The organism is Streptomyces sp. YS-3 (assembly GCF_045257485.1).
In the GTDB taxonomy this organism is placed as follows: domain Bacteria; phylum Actinomycetota; class Actinomycetes; order Streptomycetales; family Streptomycetaceae; genus Streptomyces.
On the sequence record NZ_JBJHPC010000081.1, the window covers coordinates 1 to 18,388 of the forward strand.

Below are 18,388 nucleotides of genomic sequence, written 5' to 3' on the forward strand. Positions count from 1 at the left end.
GGCTGGTTCGGTGGCGGAGGCGGCGGCGGCATCTTGAACAGTCCCTCCGCCACCGTCGGCTCCGCGGGCGGCGGCGGAGGCAGCGGGTACGGTCCGGCCGGCACCGTCTTCCACACCGGCGTGCACGCGGGCGACGGGTTGGTCAGCATCACCTACGCCCCGTCCTCGGCGGACGTCGGAGTACGCGTCACGGCCAAGCCGCAGCTGGGCATCCTGGTGCCCTACCTCCGGTACACCCTGACGGCCAACAACACCGGGCCCAACGCCGTCACCTCGGCCACGATCACCGTCTCCCTGCCGCGGGGTACGACCGCTACGGGCCTGTCCGCCGGATGCACCAGCCGCGCGGAAACCGTCACCTGCGCCTACGAGGCCATCGCGAGCGGCGCCGGCGCGACCAAGTCCTTCGACATCCCCTTGCATCTGCTCTCGCTGGGCCGCGTGTCGGTGACCGGCACACGTACCGCGTCGACGCCGACCGACCCCAACACGGTCAACGACAGCGCCACGGCCAGCTGCAATGTGCTTTCCATCCTCCTGGTCAGCTGTTCCTGACACCCGAAGGCCTCAGGGTGGGCCCGAGCGAGCCCCGGGTCCACCCCAAGGCCGCCGTTCTGACGGCCCCAGGCGGTCTGGAATGCCGAGTTCCTCGGCCAGGAGCCCCAGTGACGTGGAAAGGTCGCCGGGCGCGGAGCGCGGCGGCGGTTGGGGCAACGTAGACCTTGACGCGCGCCGGGTGGGCGTCGAAGCTCCGTACCAGCAGGCTTTCCCTGCCCTCGGCGCGCGGGCGTGAAGCCACGCTTCCGCCGCCGGCAGTTGGAGGAGGAACGAGACCATATGGCCCGCACTCCACCCTCTCCCTTCGATCTCTCACACCTGCGAGGGCTCCCTCCGCGCAACGGCAACCCCGACGCCGCCCGTGCCGAAGCCGTCATCCGCAGAGAATGCCTCGCGGTCGGCCTGACCCAGACGAGTCATGCGGCCTACACCTCCATGACGAGGTACCTGTTCCCCCTGACCCCAACCGACCGGCTTATCCCCATGGGCCTGCTCAACGACATACTCTTCTACGTCGACGACCTGCACAGCCCCCACCGCTCCAGCCTCGACGACACCATGTCCCCCGAGGTGGCCGAAATAATGGACAGGGCCGTGGAGGCGTTGAGAACCGGCACCGTGTCAGCCGGCGTGCTACCGGACAGCATGGCGATCAGTACCGGATTCGCGCGGGTGCGCGAACTGTTCTCGCGCAGCGCCCCGCCTCTTCTCCTGGAGCGCCTGGCCACAGCGGTGGAGCAGTGCCTGCAAGCCATGAAACGGCCGGTCAGGGATATCTATGTGAACGGAACCCCCGACGTCGAGCGGTATACGCGTATCCGTTACAGCGATTCGGGGATGAAGGTGGAGGTCGAACTCGCCGACTACGCCCGCGGGTTCCTCCTGCCCGATGAAGTGATCCGCCATCCTGTGATCGATCGGGCCCGTGACATCACGGTCCATATCGGCGGACTCATGAACGACCTCTTCTCCTACCACAAAGAAGTCGTCCGGCACGGACAGATGTTCAACCTCGTCCCCGTCATGCAGGCCGCCCTGCGCTGCTCCCCGCAGGAAGCGTTCAACGCCGCCGTGGACCACGTCAACCGGCTCACGGACGAGTTCGAAGAGATCATGCTGAGCCAACCCGCTCTCGCTGTCTCGCCGATGGCGGGTCAGACCGGGCAATACCTCGAATCACTCGCCGACCAGATCTCGGCCACCTACCACTGGCAGTTCCACACCAGCCGGTACAAAGAAGCCGGTTCAGTGGTCCCGCTGCTCAAGGCTCCCGCTCAACCCTAGAGGGCTGGCCGGCGGGCCGTCGCGCCGCGTCGGTGAGCGCGGCGGCCTCGTACGGTTCTAGCCTGCCAGCCCTCGGAACAGGCCCTCCAGATCGCGCTCGCCCTCGGGCGTCTGGGCGCCGTGGGCCAGTCCGCCGCGGATCAACCGTTCGGCCGCTGGGCGAACGAACTGGCTGGCCCACGCCGCGTGTTCCCGCAGGAGGCCCTCGGCCATGTCCTCGGGGGCAATGGCGCGCTTGGCCGCCGCGATCACACCCTCCGGCAGGGCCGCGATGTTGCGCGCGAGGCGGTCGACCATGTCGTCCAACTCGTCAGCAGGGACGGACCGGTTGACCCAGCCGTAGCGCTCCGCGGTCTCGGCGTCGTACAGGTCCGCACTCAGCACCGCCTCCAGAGCGCGACCGCGGCCGAGTCGGGCGGCGAGGTACTGCGTGCCTCCCCCACCAGGGACGATGCCCATGAGCGCCTCGATCTGGCCGATCCCGGCGCGACCGATCGCCGCGAACGCCATGTCCACGGCCGAGACGAACTCCGCCCCTCCCCCGCGCGCCATCCCGGCAAGCTTGACGATGGTCACCTGAGGCTGGTGCCGGAGCAACTCCCCCAGCGCCTGGAAGACGTTGACTCCATCCGGAAGGTCCGCCGCGAGTTCGTCGAAGGCGTCCGGGGCGTCTATGAGCGACATGTCCACGTGGGCTATGAAGAACTCCGGGTCGGCGCTGTCGAACACGATCACCCGGACCGAGTCGTCGTCCCTCAGCGCGGTCAACAGGTGCCGGAGGTCGGTCATCAGGGCCACGTTCAGGACGTTGACGGGTGGGTTGTCGAGGGTGACGCGGGCGATGCCGTCCTCGCTCCTCACGCGCAGGGTCGCGTAGGCGTCGTGGGTCATGGAGTGCTCCGATCGGTACCTGGTATGCATCTAGGTTCCTGATGCATACTCACAGTGCGGTGGCGGGCAACCGGCGTCAATAACGCACTTTCGGCATCTCAAGGATCGTGAAGGATACCGACATGGCCACTTCTGAAACCGGCACCGACTCCGGCACCGACTCCGGCATCGGCATCGACCCCGTCTACCGGTCCGACTGCCCCAGCCGCCCGATCCTCGACCAGATCGCGGACAAGTGGTCGATGATGGTGATGGCGGTCCTCGACAAGCCCACACGGTTCAACGAGATCAAGCGCCGCCTTGAGGGTGTGACCCAGCGGGTCCTGACCCAGACCCTGCGCCGTCTGGAACGCAACGGGATGATCGTGCGCCGCGTGCTGCCCACCTCGCCGGTCGGAGTCGAGTACTCCCTCACCCCACTCGGCGCATCCTTGCGGGAGCCCTTCGGCCGGTTGTACGACTGGACGGTCAACCACGCGGACGAGATCAGGGCACATCAGAGGGACTACGACCAACGCCTTCAGAGCTGAGAGTTCCCGGTTCTCCCTCGCAGCGAGGAACATGCGTCGGCGGCGGTGGTCAGGCTGTTCACGCGCCGCGGTTGTGCCAAGTGCTGGTTCTCAGTGGTGATATGCGGCCGTCGCGATCTCGATGAAGGAGCGGATCAACGGGTTGGTGTCGCCTTCGTTCCACACCGCGACCACCCGGCTCGGCGCCATGTCGGTCAGCGGCACCACGGTCAGTTCTGCGGGCAGGTCGTGTCCGAGCGGGGCCAGACCTACCGTGCCGTTCCACAGCACGGCCTGGAGACATTCGTGGACGGCGCGCACGACGGGGCCCTGACGGGGCCGGCCACCGTTCCAGTACGACTGCCAGGCCCGGTCGGTGTCTCGCGGGAACTGGAACCAGCGGCGGTCGCGCAGCTCGGCCAGTGACAGCTCGCCGCGCCGCGCCAATGGGTCGTCGGCGCGGAGGACCACCCCGACCGGGTCCCTTCGTAGCTCACGCAGTGTCAGGGCGGTCTCGTCGAAGGGCGCTCGCGTCAGGGCGACGTCGACCAGCCCGGCGCGCAGCCCGCACGTGGGGTCGGTCAGATCGGTGTCGCGGATATGGATGTCGATGCCGGGATGTCGTCGGCGGTAGGCGGCTGCCAGCCTGGCCGCTCCCGGGTCGGTGCCGTCACCCAGGATGCCGACGTTGATGGTCGTGACGCCGGCGGCGGCGCTGACGCGTACCCGGACGCGGTCGGCGTGTTCCAGGAGCGCTCGTGCCTCGTCGAGCAGCACCGTACCCACCGAAGTGAGCGTCACGCCGGTGGGCGAGCGGGTGAAGAGCAGCGCTCCGACTTGCGCCTCCAACTGCTTGATCGCCCGGCTCAACGGCGGCTGGCTCATGTGCAGTCGGGCGGCGGCCCGGCCGAAGTGGCGTTCCTCGGCGACGGCCACGAAGTAGCGCAGGGTGCGAAGCTCCACGCTGCGATGATACCGACGAGGTATCGCTACGCCACGATGAGTCTTGGACACCGGCAGGGCCTTGGCGGTGCACTCGTCAACATGAGCGAAGAAGTTACGACGAGCGAGCAGCAGCCGTACCCCGCCGTCTCCCTGGTGGGTCCCGGCGACGGCGAGGTGATCGTTCTGGGTACCACCCGTATGCGCGTCCTGGAGGACGGCAGCCACACCGGGCACCGCCTCGCGATCGCTGAGTCCGTCCTCGCCCCGCACACCCAAGGACCGCCGCAGCACCGCCATGGCCGACACGACGAGGGCTTCTACGTCCTCTCCGGCACCGTCCGGTTCACCGTCGGGGACGAGGAGTACGACGCCACCACGGGCACGCTGGTGATGGTTCCGCCCGGCACCCCTCACACCTTCGCCAACCCGACCGACCAGCCCGCCGTCATCCTCAGCACCTTCACCCCCGACCTGTACGTGCAGTACTTCCGGGACCTTCAAGCGGTGCTCGCCGACGGCCGGCCGCTGACACCCCAGGCCAACATCGACGCGATGAGCCGCTACGCGACCGAGCCCGCAGGCGACCACGCCTGAAGCCGACGGCCGGCACCGTCCGGCCGCCGCCCTGCTTTCGGCCGCGGGAACGCGGCGGGGCAGGGTTTCGTGCACCGGTGACCCACGAACGGAAGACATGGACATCGTCTACTGGATCGTCGCGGGACTGCTCGCCTTGTTCTATCTCTACGCCGGCACGCTGAAGGTGATCCGCAGCCGCGATCAGCTCCGGCCGATGATGGCATGGGTCGACCGAGTGCCTCTGCCCGTCGTCAGAGCCCTGGGGACGCTGGAAATACTCGGCGCGACCGGCCTGGTCCTGCCACCCCTCACCGGCGTCGCGCCCTCCCTTTCGCGAACCGCAGCCATCGGCTTCGTTCTCCTGCAGGTTGGTGCGGTTGTCGTTCACCTGGCGGGGAGGGACCGTCGGATCGCCCTCAATGTCGGGCTCACGGCCACCGCTGCCGTGACCATCTGGCTGTCCACCGCGCTGTGACCGGACTGGGCGGGGGGCGGTGCGTTCTTCGCCTGCCGTTCCAAGGGCCGGTGTCTACGTCTGGGCCGACGACCAGTTCGGCGGCTGGGGCATCGCGGGCCGGTTTGCGTCCGGTTTGGCCTGGCGTACGGCGTCGTGGGCGGCCAGGGCGGCGCGCAGGGTCAGGATGTCGGCGCCCCGGGACGCGTCCAGGCCGGTGAGTTCGGTGGCCTTGCGCAGCCGGTAGTCGACCGTGTTCGGGTGGACCTGGAGCCGGGCGGCGGCCTGGCGCCGGTCGAGCCCCCGCGCCAGGAAGGCGCGCAGCGTGTCGAGCAGCTCCGGGCGGGCGTCCAGCGGGTCGAGCAGGGCGGCCAGCCCCGCCCTGGCCGGGCTCGGCCGGCTCAACTGGTACTCCAGCAGCACGTCGTCGAGCAGGTACAGGCCGGGCCCGCGGCCGGACGCCTCCGCCACCGCGCGTACCTCCCCGGCCAGCCGGGCGGCCTCCGCCACCCCTTCTGGTTCCGCGGTCGTCGCCGCGGCCAGCAGTTCCGCGCCACACATCAGGCCGAGCTGCTCGACCAGCCGGGACAGCCGCGCCCGGTCCGTCGGGCCGAAGTCGGCCGGCGCCGTCTCGTACGGGATGAGCGCCAGCCCGCCGCCGCCGGACAGCACGGTGAGCGGAACGCCCGTCGTCTGGCGCTGGATCTCGTTGCGCAGCCGCCGGAGCTTGCGGCGGGCGGCGACCGAGTGGTTCACACCGGGCACCAGCTCGTCCGGGTGCGGCCCCACCGCGATACTCAGCACCAGGTAGCAGGGGGGCAGCCGGACGCCGGCCCGGTCCGCCGCGTACTGGGGGCTGCCGCCCTCCAGCAGCCGGGACAGCAGCGACTGCAGCGCGACCTGCTCGTCGCTGAGCGCCGTCTGCCGCTCCTGCACATACCCGGCGGCCACCTCGCAGCTCACCATCCGCAGATATGCCAGCATCTGGCGCTGCACCAGCAGTACGTCGGCCAGGTCGCCCGGTTCGGCCGCCGAGAAGACCTGGGCGGCGCACTCCTCCGCACCGAGGTGGTAGGCACCGACCACGGCCTCCAGCGGTACGCCCTCGTCGGCGCGCCGGGCCGACGACTCACGGATGACCGCCGCCTCGGCCTGTCCGGGCATCTCGCCGGTGCACAGGACGGCCGCGAAGCCCCGTATACCGTGGGCCACCTGCTTGGCGATGTCGCCGCCGAGCTGCTCCGCGGGCAGCGTCCCGTACACGGGGAGCCGCTCGACCAGCCGGACCATCACGGCGCGTTCGAGCGCACCCGCCGCGCTTTGCAGCCGCTTGTGGACCGGCACACCGCCGAACCGCGGCACCCGGTCCGGCTCCACGGCGTTGGATCCGGTCACAATCCACCTCGCACTTCTCTGTTCCCCACCCCGGAGACTCGGCCGCGTAACGGCCCCATGATGTTTCCGGGACATCACCTACTGGTTGGTAACACGACTGGCTGGTGAATGGCCAGATGTGGCAGGACCTCGGCCGCGTCGTTCACCGCACTTTCCTTCCGGGGACCGCCCACCCCGGCCCGACGTGCCGCGCACCGGACCCCCTGCCGGCGCGTCGGACCCCCACCCAGGAATCGAGGAACGCATGTCCAAGGCAGCCGTTCGCCTGATCTCCGTCGCTGTCGCCGCCGCAGCCATGGCCACCGCGCCCGCCGCCACGGCCGCCGCGGCCACGCCCGCCGCCGCGACGGCCTCGGCGAGCGACCCGTTCTACGCCTACACCGGCAGCGAGCCGCTGTCCTCGTTCGCGCCGGGCACCGTACTCAAGACGCGGACCCTGCCCTACCACGTCCTCGGCATTCCCACGCCCCTCAAGGCGGTCCAACTGCTCTACCGCACCACCGACGCCCAGGGCCGCCCCGCCGCCAACGTGACCACGGTGGTGCGCAGTCTGACGGGTGACAGCAGCAAGGCCGTCTCCTACCAGTCGTTCTACGATTCCCTCAACCCGGAGGACAGCCCCTCCCGGGCGATCGCCGGTGACGTCACCCTGGGCGGAGTCATCCCCAACGCGGAGGCGCTCTTCATAGCGCCACTGCTGCTGAAGGGCTACAACCTCGTCATCCCGGACACCGAGGGGCAGCAGGCCAACTTCGCCGCCGGACCGGAGTACGGGACCAACACCCTCGACTCGATCCGCGCCGCGACGAAGGCGGCCGAGACCGGCCTGGACTCCACCACGTCATTCGGCCTCATCGGCTACTCGGGCGGCGCCATCGCGACGAACTGGGCCGCCGCGCTCGCGCCGCGCTACGCGCCGGACGTGAACCGCCGACTGGTCGGCTACGCGGAGGGCGGCCTCCTCGTGGACCCGGCGCACAACCTGAAGTACGTCGACGGCTCGCTGGCCTGGACCGGCGTGATCCCCATGGCCGTCATCGGCGTCTCCCGCTCGTACGACATCGACCTCAAGAGCTACCTCAACGACTACGGTCTGGGCGTCTACAAGGACCTGGAGCGCGGCTCGATCATCGACGCCCTCGGCCACTACCCGGGGCTGACCTGGAAGAAGATGGCGAAGCCGCAGTACGCCAACCCCAACTCGATCCCCGCCTTCCTGACCGCGATGAACAAGCTCAACCTCGGCTCCGCCGGCACCCCGGCCGTCCCCGGGTTCATCGGCCAGGGCGACGGAGGCGTCCTGGAGGGGACCTTCAGCAACCGCCCGGGCATCGGCACGGGCGACGGCGTGATGGTCGCCGGCGATGTGCGCTCGCTCGCCCGGCAGTACTGCGCCACCGGCGGCTCCGCCGTCAAGTACAAGCAGTACGAGCTGCTCAGCCACACGGGTGCGACCCTGGCCTGGGCGCCCGCCGCGCTGGGCTGGCTGAACGACCGCTTCGCCGGGCGCACGGCGCCGTCCGACTGCGGCCGGATCGCCGGCGGCAACTCGCTCGCCCCGGAGGAGCCCGCTCCGCTGTCGTGATCCGCAGCCGACCCCTGCGGCCCGGCGGCGCCGGCGACCCGTATACGTACGGGACGCCGGCGCCGTGGGCGTTGCGTGGCCGGGGCGAGACGCGGCCCTTCGCGCAGGTCCGGCGGATCGGCGGTCCCGTCCGATCCCTGCCGGGGCGGACTTCACACGGGCGACCTGGGCTGTCGCCGCGTCCGCTATCCCGGGGCCTGCGTCTCCGCTTCCGGTACCGGCAGGTCCCGCAGGGTCCGCAGGGGGCCCTTCAGCAGCAGCAGCGCGCACAGCGCGTTGCCCGCGTACAGGATCCACAGGGCGGCGCGGTCGCCGGCGGCCGTGCCCAGGACGCCGCCCAGCAGGCTGCCGACCGGCACCGTTCCGTACATCACGAAGCGGATGCCGGAGCTGACCCGGCCGAGCATCTCGGGCGGGCAGTACGCCTGGCGGAAACTGACGATGACGATGTTCCCGGCGACGATCCCGGCCATCAGGAAGAACTCGCCCACCAAGAACGCCAGCAGACCCACGCCGTCGCTCGTCAGCGGAATCAGCAGGCCGAACGGGCCGGCGCCGAACGCGCACAGCAGGACCGCGCGGGCACTGCCGACCCGGCGGGCCAGGCGCGGCGAGAGCACCGCGCCCAGCACGCCCCCGAGACCGGCCAGGGCGATCAGCACGCCGATGACCGTGCCGTCGGCGCCGACCGTACGGCTGAGGAAGAGGATCGCCAGGGACTGGGCACCGGCGAGGAAAAGGTTCATCGCCGCGTCGCAGACGAGGATCGTCCGCAGGAACGGGTCACGGGTGAGGAAGGCGACGCCGTCGCGTATCTCGCGCAGCAGCGCCCTCTCTCCCGGCGCGCGCTCCTCACCGCCCGGCGGGCTCTCCGGGGTACGGATCCGGGCCAGCAGGACCGCCGAGACCAGGAAGCTCAGCCCGTCGGCGAGGAAGCCGACGGCCGCGCTCCCGGCCTGGGCCAGCGCGCCGCCCACCCCCGGGGCGACGACCTCGGCGGCGGACTCACTGGTCTGCAGCCGGGCGTTGCCGTCCGCGAGCTGGTCGGCGGGCAGCAGAGCCGGCAGATACGCGCTGTAGGCCGCCCGGAAGAACACATCGGCCGTGCCCAGCAGCAGCGACACCACGAGGAGCTGGCCGGTGGTCAGGGCGCCCAGCCAGGCCGCGGCGGTCAGGGAGAACATCAGGGCCGCCGAGACCGTATTGCACACGATCATCACCGGCCGCCGTCGCATCCGGTCCGTCCAGGCGCCCACCGGCAGACCGATGAGCAGCCAGGGCAGCCATGCGGCGGCGTTCAGCAGGCCCATGGTGAACGCCCCGGCACCGAGTGCCTCCACCGCGATCAGCGGCAGCAGGACCCGGGTCGCCGCGCTGCCGAGCTGGCTCACCGACTCCCCCGCCCACAGCAGCCGGAAGTCCCGGTGGCGCAGGGGGCCCGGCGGTTTCTGCGGCCGGGCCGCCGTCGCCGCGCTCATCGGCGCACCAGCGCTTCGCCGCCTGCTGCCCGGCGCAGCAGCGCACCGATCTCGGAGGCGGGCTTGGGCGTCATCATCTCGCCGTGGGTGCAGGGCGCCTGATGGTGGGTGATCCGGCCCGTCAGGTAGGGCCGCCAGGTCTGCGGGTCCGGTGTGCCGGCCTCGTGCGCGGCCGACACCAGGGTGAGGTCGCCGTCGAACACGGCGGGGCGGTGGCCGGCCGCGAGCCTGTCGTGGTGGACGAACGTCTCGCCCAGCGCGGTGACCGTCTCCTCGTCGAGCGCCGCCAGCGGGCCGTCCTGCGTCCGGGCCGTGCGCAGGAAGTCCGGCAGGGACAGCGGGCCGGTGACGGGGAGCGGTCCGGTCGGGTATCCGAGCGAGTCCAGCAGTTCCCGCAGCGGGTCCGCCGTCGCTCCCGCCTCCGCGCCCGGGTAGCCGTCGAGGAGCATGGGCGGCGCCACCTCCTGCCCCGCCTCGCGCAGCCGTACCGCGACCGCGTGCGCGACCAGGGCGCCGAAGGACCAGCCGAGGAGGTGGTAGGGGCCGGACGGCTGGGCCGTGCGGATGAGGGCCGCGTAGTCGTCGGCCATCTCGTTCACGCTCGCGGGCCGCTCCCCCGGCTCGCTGAGCGCGCGAGCCTGGAGGGCGTGCACGGGACGGTCGGGACCGAGGTGGTCCAGGAGTTCCCGGTAGACCCAGCCGATCCCCGCGCCCGGGTGGACGCAGAACAGCGGGGGCTCTGCGGCCGTGCCGGGCTGGAGGGTGATCAGTGGCGCGGTCGGCTCCTCGTCGGTGCGGCCGGTGGCCGCGCGGGCGGCGAGGCCCGCGACGGTCGGGGCGGCGAACAGGTCCTGCACACCCAGCTCCCCGCCCAGCGTCTCGCGGACCCGGGACATCAGCCGGGCCGCCAGCAGGGAGTGCCCGCCGAGCGCGAAGAACCCGTCCTGGGCGCCGACGCTGCCCTCCGGAAGGCCCAGGACCTCGGCAAACAGCCCCGCTATGGCTTTCTCGCCGGGGGTCCGCGGGGCTTCACCTTCCGTGCGGGCACCCTGGGGCGCGGGCAGCGCGGCCCGGTCGAGCTTGTCGTTGGGCGTACGCGGGAACGCGTCCAGGACGACGAACGCCGAGGGCACCATGTGGTCGGGCAGCACGGCGGCCAGATGGGCCCGCAGCGCCTCCGTTTCCAGGGCCGCGGTGGCGCCCTGCGCCGGGACGGCGTAGGCGACCAGACGGTCGCCGCCCGGTCCGTCGCGTCGTACGGTGACGGCCGCCTGCGCGACGCCCGGGGCGCCGGCGAGGGCCGCCTCGATCTCGCCGGGTTCGATGCGGAAGCCGCGGATCTTGACCTGGTCGTCGGTGCGGCCGAGGTAGTCGAGAACGCCGTCGGCGGTCCAGCGGACCAGGTCACCGGTGCGGTACATCCGTGCGCCCGGCTCGAACGGGCAGGCCACGAACCGCTCCGCGGTCAGCCCCGGCCTGCCCAGATAGCCGCGGGCGAGCCCGGCCCCGGAGAGGTAGAGCTCGCCCCGTACGCCCGGGGCCACCGGGCGCAGGGAGCCGTCCAGTACATAGGCGCGTGTGTTGGAGACGGGCCGGCCGACCAGCGGGCGTGCGCTGCGGGAGGTCTGCCACCACAGGGCGTCGACGGTGCACTCGGTCGGCCCGTACAGATTGAAGGCGACCAGGCCGTCGGTGTCGCGCAGCCGGGTCCACAGCCGCTCGTCCGCGGCCTCGCCGCCGATGAGCAGCACGCTCGGCGGAGCGTCGAGCAGTCCCTCCTCGACCAGTTGCGCCGCGTGGGTGGGGGTGACGTCGACGACATCGAGGGCGGTCTCGGTGATGTGGCGGACGAAGGCGGCTGCGTCGCGGCGGACTCCGTCGCCGATCAGGTGGAGCTCGTGCCCGGCCACCAGCCACATCAGGCCGTCCAGGGACGCGTCGAAGGAGAGCGAGGCGGCGAGCGCCACCCGCAGCCGCCGTCCGCCCGTGGCCCGTTCGGCCCCGGCCATGGTGTGGGCGCGGTGGAAGGCGTGGAGGTTGCGCAGGGCCGCGTGGTCGACGACGACGCCCTTGGGGCGGCCGGTGGAGCCGGAGGTGTAGACGAGGTACGCGGCGTCGCCGGGGCGCGGTGCCCGGTCCGGCCCTGCGGTGGGGTGCGCGGCCGTGGCGGGCTCGTCGTCGAGGAGGATCCGGGGCGGGCGGGCCGCGTCGTCCAGCGGCAGACGGGCGGCGGTCGCGGTGTCGCTCACCAGGAGCGCCGGGGCGGAGTCGGCGAGCATGTGGGCGATCCGCTCGGCGGGGTAGTCGGTGTCGAGGTGGACGAAGGCGGCGCCCGCCTTCAGGACGGCCAGCAGCGCGGCGACGGAGTCGGCCGAGCGGGGCAGTGCCAGCGCGACCACCCGCTCGGGCCCGGCGCCGGCGGCGATCAGACGGTGGGCGAGGCGGTTGGAGCGGGCGTCGAGCTCGGCGAAGGTGAGCCGGGTGCCCTCGTGGACGAGCGCCGTGGCCTGCGGGGTGCGGGCGGCCTGCGCCGCGAACAGCTCGGGCACGGTGGCGGCCGGGACGGGCAGCCCGGTGTCGTTCCACCGCGTCAGCAGCCGGTGCCGGTCCGCCGGCGTCAGCGGGTCGGCGGCTCCGACGGGCCGGTGCGGCTCGGCCGCGAGCTGTCCCAGCACCCGGGCCAGTCCGGCGGCCACCGTCTCGGCGGTGGCGCGGTCGAAGAGTTCGGCCGCGTATTCCACGTGTCCGGCGATGCCCGCCGGTGTGCCGTCGGCGGTGTGCCGCTGCTGGATGTCCACGGTCAGGTCGAACTGGGCCACGTCGAAGCGGAACGGTTCGGGGCGCACGTCCAGACCGGCCAGCTCCAGGGCCCCGTCGGTACTGTCCTGGACCTGGAGCATGACCTGGAAGAGGGGGTGGCGGGCGAGGGAGCGCTCGGGGTTGAGCGCCTCGACGACCCGTTCGAACGGCACGTCCTGGCACTCGTACGCCTGAAGATCCGCCTCCCGCACCCGCTCCAGGAGCTCCGCGAAGCTGGGATCACCCGACACATCGGTACGCAGCACCAGCGTGTTGACGAAGAACCCCACCAGATCGTCCAACGCCTCCTCACCACGCCCCGCCACCGGGGTGCCGATCGGGATGTCGCCGCCCGCGCCCAGCCGGGACAGGAGTACCGCCAGAGCGGCCTGGACCACCATGAACACGGTGCAGCCGTGCTCGCGGGCCAGTTGCAGCAGCCGCGCGTGGAGTGCGGCGTCCAGCTCGACCGGTACCGCCGCGCCGGTGAAGCCCGGCGCCGCCGGTCGCGGCCGGTCGTACGGCAGCGCCAGCTCCACCGGGGCATCGGCCAGCGCGCCGCGCCAGTAGTCGAGTTGACGGGAGATCGGAGCGGCCGGGTCGTCCTCGCCCCCCAGCAGCTCGCGCTGCCAGAGGGTGTAGTCGACGTACTGCACCGGCAGCGGCGCGAACTCGGGCGCGCGCCCGTCGCGGCGTGCCTCGTACGCCTGGGCCAGATCGTGGAAGAGGGGGTCCCAGGACCAGCCGTCGAGGGCGATGTGGTGCACGACGAGCGCGAGGACGTGCTCGTCGTCGGCCGTGCGGTAGAGCGCCGCGCGCACCGGCGGGCGGGCCGCCAGGTCGAACGGCTCGGCCAGCAGGGCGTCGAGGGCGGCGCCGGGCCCCTCCGGCCCGCAGGCGAGGACGTCCGGGCGGACCACCGCGCCTTCGGCGGCCAGTACCCGCTGGTACGGCTCGCCGTGGGTCTCGGGGAACACCGTGCGCAGCGCCTCGTGCCGGCCGGTCACATCCGTGAGGGCCGCGGCCAGGGCGTCGGCGTCCAGCGGGCCGCGCAGCCGCAGGGCGAACGGGCAGTGGTACGCGGCGCCCTGACCGGCCCGGCTGAGGAACCACAGGCGGCGCTGGGCGGGTGAGAGCGGCGGAGCAGCGGGGCGCTCGGGGGCCGGGGCGAGCACCGGGCGCGCCCGGTCCGGGCCGACGGCGGCGCCGAGGCGGGTGGCGAGTCCGGCGACGGTGGGGTGCTGGAAGAGGTCGCGGATGCCGAGCTCGGCGCCGAGCGCCGAACGGACCCGTGAGAGCAGCCGGGTGGCGAGCAGGGAGTGTCCGCCGAGGTCGAAGAAGCTGTCCTCGGCGCCGATCGAGTCCACGCCGAGCACCTGGGCGAACAGTGCCGCGAGGATCTCCTCGCGCGGGCCGCGCGGGGCCCGGGAGGCGCTCTCGGCGGTGAACTCGGGTGCGGGCAGCGCGGCGCGGTCCAGCTTGCCGTTGCGGTTCATGGGGAAGCTCTCCACGGCCACGAACGCCGAGGGGATCATGTGGTCGGGCAGGTGCTCGGCGAGCTGTTTGCGCAAGGAGCCGGGCTGCGCGCCGTGGCCCGCGGCCGGGATGACGTACGCCACCAGGCGCTTGCCGCCGGGGCCGCTTTCGCGGGCGATCACCGCGGCCTGGGCTACCTGCGGGCAGCGGCGCAGCGCGGCCTCCACCTCGCCGGGTTCGATGCGGAAGCCGCGGATCTTGACCTGGTCGTCGGCGCGGCCGAGGTAGTCGAGCGCGCCGCCGGCCGTCCAGCGGACGAGGTCGCCGGTGCGGTACATCCGGGCGCCCGGCTCGAACGGGCAGGCCACGAAGCGGCCGGCGGTGAGGGCGGGGCGGCCCAGATAGCCGCGGGCCAGGCCCGTACCCGCGAGGTAGAGCTCGCCCGCGACGCCCGGGCCGACCGGGCGCAGCCGCTCGTCCAGGACATAGGCGCGGGTGTTGGCGAGCGGGCGGCCCACCAGCGGCTCCTGGCTGTCGGCGGCGTCCCACCACAGGGTGTCGACGCTGCACTCGGTGGGGCCGTAGAGGTTGTGGCAGAGCAGGCCCTCGGTGGCGCGGACCCTGCTCCACAGGGCCCGGCCCGCCGCCTCGCCGCCGAGCAGCAGCACGCCCGGGCGGTGGCCGGGGCCGTCGAGGAGGCCCTCCTCGACCAGCTGTTCGGCGTAGGTGGGCGTCACATCGAGCGCGTCGATACCGGTCGCGGTGATGTGGCGGACGAGGGCGGCGGCGTCGCGGCGGGTGTCGTCGTCGATGAGGTGCAGCTCATGGCCCGCGACCATCCAGAGCAGCCCCTCCCAGGAGGTGTCGAAGGAGAGCGCGGCGGTCAGCGCCATGCGCAACGGGCCGCCGCCGCCCCGCTCCTCGGCGCGGGCGATGACCCCGGCGCGGTGGAAGGCGTAGAGGTTGCGCAGCCCGGCGTGGTCGATCACCACGCCCTTGGGTTCGCCGGTGGATCCGGAGGTGTGGATGACGTAGGCGGCGTGGTGCGGGTGGATCGCGCGGCCGGGGTCGCCCGCCGGGAAGTGGCCGGGGCCGTCGACGAGGACCTGGCCGGCGGCCGTGGCCGGCAGGTGGGGCGCGGTGGCGCGGTCGGTGACGACCGCGGTCGCGGTGGCGAGCAGCCTGGCGATGCGCTCGGCCGGGTAGTCGGTGTCGACGGGGACGAACGCGGCTCCGGCCTTGAGCACCGCCAGCAGCGCGACCACCGACTCCGCCGAGCGGGGCAGTGCCAGCGCGACCAGGTCCTCGGGTCCGGTTCCGTGCGCGGCCAGGCGGTGGGCGAGGGAGTTGGCCCGCCTGTTGAGTTCGGCGAAGCTGAGGGCGGTGTCCCCGAAGACGAGGGCGGTCGCGTCGGGGGTGCGGGCGGCCTGCGCCTCGAAGAGCTGGGGCAGCATCTGCTCGGGCACCGGGGCCGCGGTGTCGTTCCACCCGGTGAGGACCTGGTGGCGCTGCTCGGCGCTGAGGGGGTCGGCGAGCGCGGCGGGCCGCTCGGGGTCGGCGGCCAGCTGGCGCAGTACGCGGGTCAGCGCGGCGGCGATGCCGGTGGCGGTCTCCCGGTCGAAGAGGTCGGTGGCGTACTCCAGCGCTCCGGTGATTCCGGCCGGGGCGCCGTCCGCGGCGCGGTGCTCGTGGAAGTCCACGGTCAGGTCGAACTTGGCGATGTCCCAGCCGACCGGCTGCTCGGCGCAGACCACTCCGGGCAGTGCGAACGCCGGGCCGTCGCCGCTCTCCAGCGTCACCATCACCTGGAAGAGGGGGTGGCGGGCGAGGGAGCGCTCGGGGTTGAGCGTTTCCACGACCCGCTCGAACGGCACGTCCTGGCACTCGTACGCCTCAAGATCCGCCTCCCGCACCCGCTCCAGGAGTTCGGCGAAACTCGGATCACCCGACACATCCGTACGCAGCACCAGCGTATTGACGAAGAACCCCACCAGATCGTCCAACGCCTCCTCACCACGCCCCGCAACCACCGTGCCCAGCGGGATGTCCTCCCCCGCCCCCAGCCGCGACAACAGCACCGCCAGGCCGGCCTGGAGCGCCATGAACAGGGTGCACCCCTGTTCGCGGGCCACCTCGGCCAGGCGTGTGTGCAGGGCGGCGTCCAACTCCACCGGCACCGAACCACCCGCGAAGCTCGCCACCGGCGGGCGCGGACGGTCGTACGGCAGCGCCAGATCCGCCGGAAGAGCGGCCAGCTCCTCGCGCCAGTAACCGAGCTGCTGGGCGGTCACGCTCTGCGGGTCGTCCTCCTCGCCCAGCGTCTCGCGCTGCCATGCGGCGTAGTCGGCGTACTGCACCGGCAGCGGCGCGAACCCGGGCTCGCGGCCCTCGCGCCGCGCCTCGTAGGCCGTGGCGAGGTCGCCGAGGAGGGGGCCCCACGACCACCCGTCAGTGGCGATGTGGTGGATCACCAGGGACAGGACGAACTCGTCGCCGCCCAGCGTGAACAGAGTGGCCCGCACCGGCAGTTCACCGGTCAGGTCGAAGACGTGGCCCGCCTCGGCGGCGAGGGCGGACGCCAGGGCGTCCTGGGTGCTCTCCACCATCCGCAGGGCGGGGGTGCGGTCGAGGACCTGCTGTACGGGCTCGCCGTCCACCTCGGGGTAGACGGTCCGCAGCACCTCGTGCCGGGTGGCCACGTCCTGGAGGGCCGCCGCCAGCGCCACCCAGTCGAGCCGGCCGCTCAGGCGGGTGGTCAGGGGGCAGTTGTAGGCCGGGCCGGTCTCGGGCATCCGGTTGAGGAACCACAGCCGTCGCTGGGCGAAGGAAACGGGGTACAAGGGATTCTCCTGGAAGTGCGCGGGGACGACGGGGTGGTTCAGCCGTTCAGGCGGCGCGGCGCGGGACGCGCCGCGGGGGCGGTGGCGAGCCGGGCGGCGGTTTTCGCCGGGGTGGGGTGCTGGAACAGGTCGCGGATTCTCAGCTCCAGGCCGAGTTCCGCCCGGATGCGGCTGATCAGCCGGGTCAGCAGCAGGGAGTGGCCGCCGAGGGCGAAGAAGTTGTCGTCCGCGCCGACTTCCTCGCGGTCGAGCACCTCGGCGTACAGCTCGCGCACGCGCCGCTCGACGCCGTCGGCCGTGCCGGCCCGCTCGGCTTCTCCGGTCGCGGTCGCGCTCTTCTCGTCCGGCACGCGGCGGGAGAGCCCTTCGAGGGCGCTCACCTTGAGCTCGGGGTGGTCCGCGAACTGCTTGAGCGCGGTGACCAGGTCATGCGCCAGCCGCTCGGCGCCCGCCGCGTCGAACAGTTCGGTGGCGTAGGTCAGTTCGCCGCTCATGCCGAGCGGGCTGCCGTCCTGCGCACGGCTCTCGACGACGTCGACGCCGAGGTCGAACTTCGACACCGCCGACTCGACGGGGAAGCCCTCGGCCGCGACGCCCGGCAGTCGGGGCACGGCCGGACCCTCGCTCTGCACCTGGAGCAGCACTTGGAACAGGGGGTGGCGGGCGAGGGAGCGCTCGGGGTTGAGTGCCTCCACGACCCGCTCGAAGGGCACGTCCTGGTGGGCGAAGGCGGCGAGGTCTGTCTCCCGGACTCGGTGCAGCAGGTCGGTGAAGGTGGGGTCGCCCGCCAGGTCGGTGCGCAGGACCAGGGTGTTGACGAAGAAGCCGACGACGTCGTCGAGTGCCTCGTCGGCGCGGCCCGCCACCACCGTGCCGATCGGGATGTCCGCTCCCGCGCCCAGCCGCGACAGCAGGGCGCCCAGGGCCGCCTGCACGACCATGAACAGGGTGCAGCCGCTCTCGCGGGCCACGGCCGACAGCCGGGCGTGCAGGTCGGCGTCCACCCGCAGGGGCACCGAGCCGCCCGCGAAGCTCGCCACTTCCGGGCGCGGCCGGTCATGGGGCAGGGTCAGCTCCGCCGGCAGGGCGGTGAGTTCCTTGCGCCAGAAACCGAGCTGACGGGTGATCAGGCTGTCCGGGTCGCTCTCCGCGCCCAGCGTCTCGCGCTGCCACAGGGTGTGGTCCACGTATCGCACGGGCAGCGGCGTGAACTGCGGCGTGCGGCCGTCGCGGCGTGCTGCGTACGCCGTGGCCAGGTCGTCCAGGAGCGGGCCCCACGACCAGCCGTCGGTGGCGATGTGGTGGATCACCAGGGCGAGGACGAAGTCCTCGGCGCCGAGCTCGAAGAGGTGGGCGCGGAAGGGGAGTTCCTCGGCGAGGTCGAACTCGTGGGCCGCCGCCCGGCGTACGGCCTCGGGCAGCGCGGTCTCCTCGATCCGCTCGGGCACCAGCACCGGCGCCGMSKCGGCGCCGGTGAGCAGCCGCAGCCGGGGCTCGCCGTCGGTCTCGGGGAAGACGGTGCGCAGCACCTCGTGCCGGGCGGTCAGATCGCCGAGGGCCGCGGCGAGCGCGGCCGTGTCCAGGGGGCCGCGCAGCCG

Annotated in this window: 11 protein-coding genes and 1 pseudogene; 6 read left to right on the forward strand and 6 right to left on the reverse strand. The window is 72.5% G+C overall.

Annotated elements, in window-relative coordinates:
- Positions 1–555: pseudogene (locus ACJA3G_RS10270) on the forward strand (hypothetical protein); the annotation flags it as partial.
- A 282-nt stretch (positions 556–837) separates the two neighbouring features.
- Positions 838–1,842 (forward strand): terpene synthase family protein, encoded by a 1,005-nt coding sequence (locus tag ACJA3G_RS10275; protein ID WP_406552600.1) that lies wholly within the window; start codon positions 838–840, stop codon positions 1,840–1,842.
- Positions 1,843–1,899: 57 nt separating this feature from the next.
- Here the strand turns inward: ACJA3G_RS10275 and ACJA3G_RS10280 are convergent, their stop codons facing one another.
- The gene (locus ACJA3G_RS10280) at positions 1,900–2,733 is read right to left on the reverse strand and encodes an enoyl-CoA hydratase/isomerase family protein (protein WP_406552601.1); all 834 of its coding nucleotides are present in this window, start codon (positions 2,731–2,733) and stop codon (positions 1,900–1,902) included.
- Between the two features lie 122 nt (positions 2,734–2,855).
- Here ACJA3G_RS10280 and ACJA3G_RS10285 point away from each other — a divergent pair, with 122 nt between their 5' ends.
- Entirely contained in the window at positions 2,856–3,263 is a 408-nt protein-coding gene (locus ACJA3G_RS10285; protein WP_406552602.1) for a winged helix-turn-helix transcriptional regulator, read from the forward strand.
- Between the two features lie 90 nt (positions 3,264–3,353).
- Here ACJA3G_RS10285 and ACJA3G_RS10290 read toward each other — a convergent pair whose 3' ends face one another.
- Entirely contained in the window at positions 3,354–4,205 is an 852-nt protein-coding gene (locus ACJA3G_RS10290) for a LysR family transcriptional regulator (protein ID WP_406552603.1), read from the reverse strand.
- Between the two features lie 81 nt (positions 4,206–4,286).
- On the opposite strand from ACJA3G_RS10290, the gene ACJA3G_RS10295 reads away from it, so the two are divergent.
- Entirely contained in the window at positions 4,287–4,781 is a 495-nt protein-coding gene (locus ACJA3G_RS10295; protein WP_406552604.1) for a cupin domain-containing protein, read from the forward strand.
- A 97-nt stretch (positions 4,782–4,878) separates the two neighbouring features.
- Positions 4,879–5,238, forward strand: a complete 360-nt coding sequence (locus ACJA3G_RS10300) for a DoxX family protein (protein ID WP_406552605.1) — start codon at positions 4,879–4,881, stop codon at positions 5,236–5,238.
- 54 nt (positions 5,239–5,292) lie between these two features.
- On the opposite strand, the gene ACJA3G_RS10305 is transcribed toward ACJA3G_RS10300, so the two are convergent.
- Positions 5,293–6,612, reverse strand: coding sequence for a PucR family transcriptional regulator (locus tag ACJA3G_RS10305; protein WP_406552606.1), 1,320 nt, complete (start codon positions 6,610–6,612; stop codon positions 5,293–5,295).
- Positions 6,613–6,856: 244 nt separating this feature from the next.
- Between ACJA3G_RS10305 and ACJA3G_RS10310 the strand changes: the two genes are divergently transcribed.
- Positions 6,857–8,197: a lipase family protein gene (locus tag ACJA3G_RS10310; RefSeq protein WP_406552607.1), complete on the forward strand. Its 1,341-nt coding sequence runs from the start codon at positions 6,857–6,859 to the stop codon at positions 8,195–8,197.
- Positions 8,198–8,382: 185 nt separating this feature from the next.
- On the opposite strand, the gene ACJA3G_RS10315 is transcribed toward ACJA3G_RS10310, so the two are convergent.
- From ACJA3G_RS10315 to ACJA3G_RS10325, 3 genes are all read right to left on the reverse strand, one after another.
- A complete protein-coding gene (locus tag ACJA3G_RS10315) occupies positions 8,383–9,675 on the reverse strand; it encodes an MFS transporter (RefSeq protein ID WP_406552608.1) in 1,293 nt (430 codons plus the stop codon).
- Entirely contained in the window at positions 9,672–16,790 is a 7,119-nt protein-coding gene (locus ACJA3G_RS10320) for an amino acid adenylation domain-containing protein (protein WP_406552609.1), read from the reverse strand. Before ACJA3G_RS10320 ends, ACJA3G_RS10315 begins: the two co-directional genes overlap by 4 nt.
- 38 nt (positions 16,791–16,828) lie before the next feature.
- Positions 16,829–18,388 (reverse strand): condensation domain-containing protein (locus tag ACJA3G_RS10325; RefSeq protein ID WP_406552610.1); only part of this gene is annotated, 1,560 nt, incomplete at its 5' end.

Excerpts from the sequence above, each read along its gene's own strand:
- ACJA3G_RS10315 (WP_406552608.1), bottom strand. The coding sequence starts at position 9,675 with ATGAGCGCGGCGACGGCGGCCCGGCCGCAGAAACCGCCGGGCCCCCTG.
- ACJA3G_RS10285 (WP_406552602.1), top strand. The coding sequence starts at position 2,856 with ATGGCCACTTCTGAAACCGGCACCGACTCCGGCACCGACTCCGGCATC.
- ACJA3G_RS10300 (WP_406552605.1), top strand. The coding sequence starts at position 4,879 with ATGGACATCGTCTACTGGATCGTCGCGGGACTGCTCGCCTTGTTCTAT.
- ACJA3G_RS10275 (WP_406552600.1), top strand. The coding sequence starts at position 838 with ATGGCCCGCACTCCACCCTCTCCCTTCGATCTCTCACACCTGCGAGGG.
- ACJA3G_RS10310 (WP_406552607.1), top strand. The coding sequence starts at position 6,857 with ATGTCCAAGGCAGCCGTTCGCCTGATCTCCGTCGCTGTCGCCGCCGCA.
- ACJA3G_RS10280 (WP_406552601.1), bottom strand. The coding sequence starts at position 2,733 with ATGACCCACGACGCCTACGCGACCCTGCGCGTGAGGAGCGAGGACGGC.
- ACJA3G_RS10295 (WP_406552604.1), top strand. The coding sequence starts at position 4,287 with ATGAGCGAAGAAGTTACGACGAGCGAGCAGCAGCCGTACCCCGCCGTC.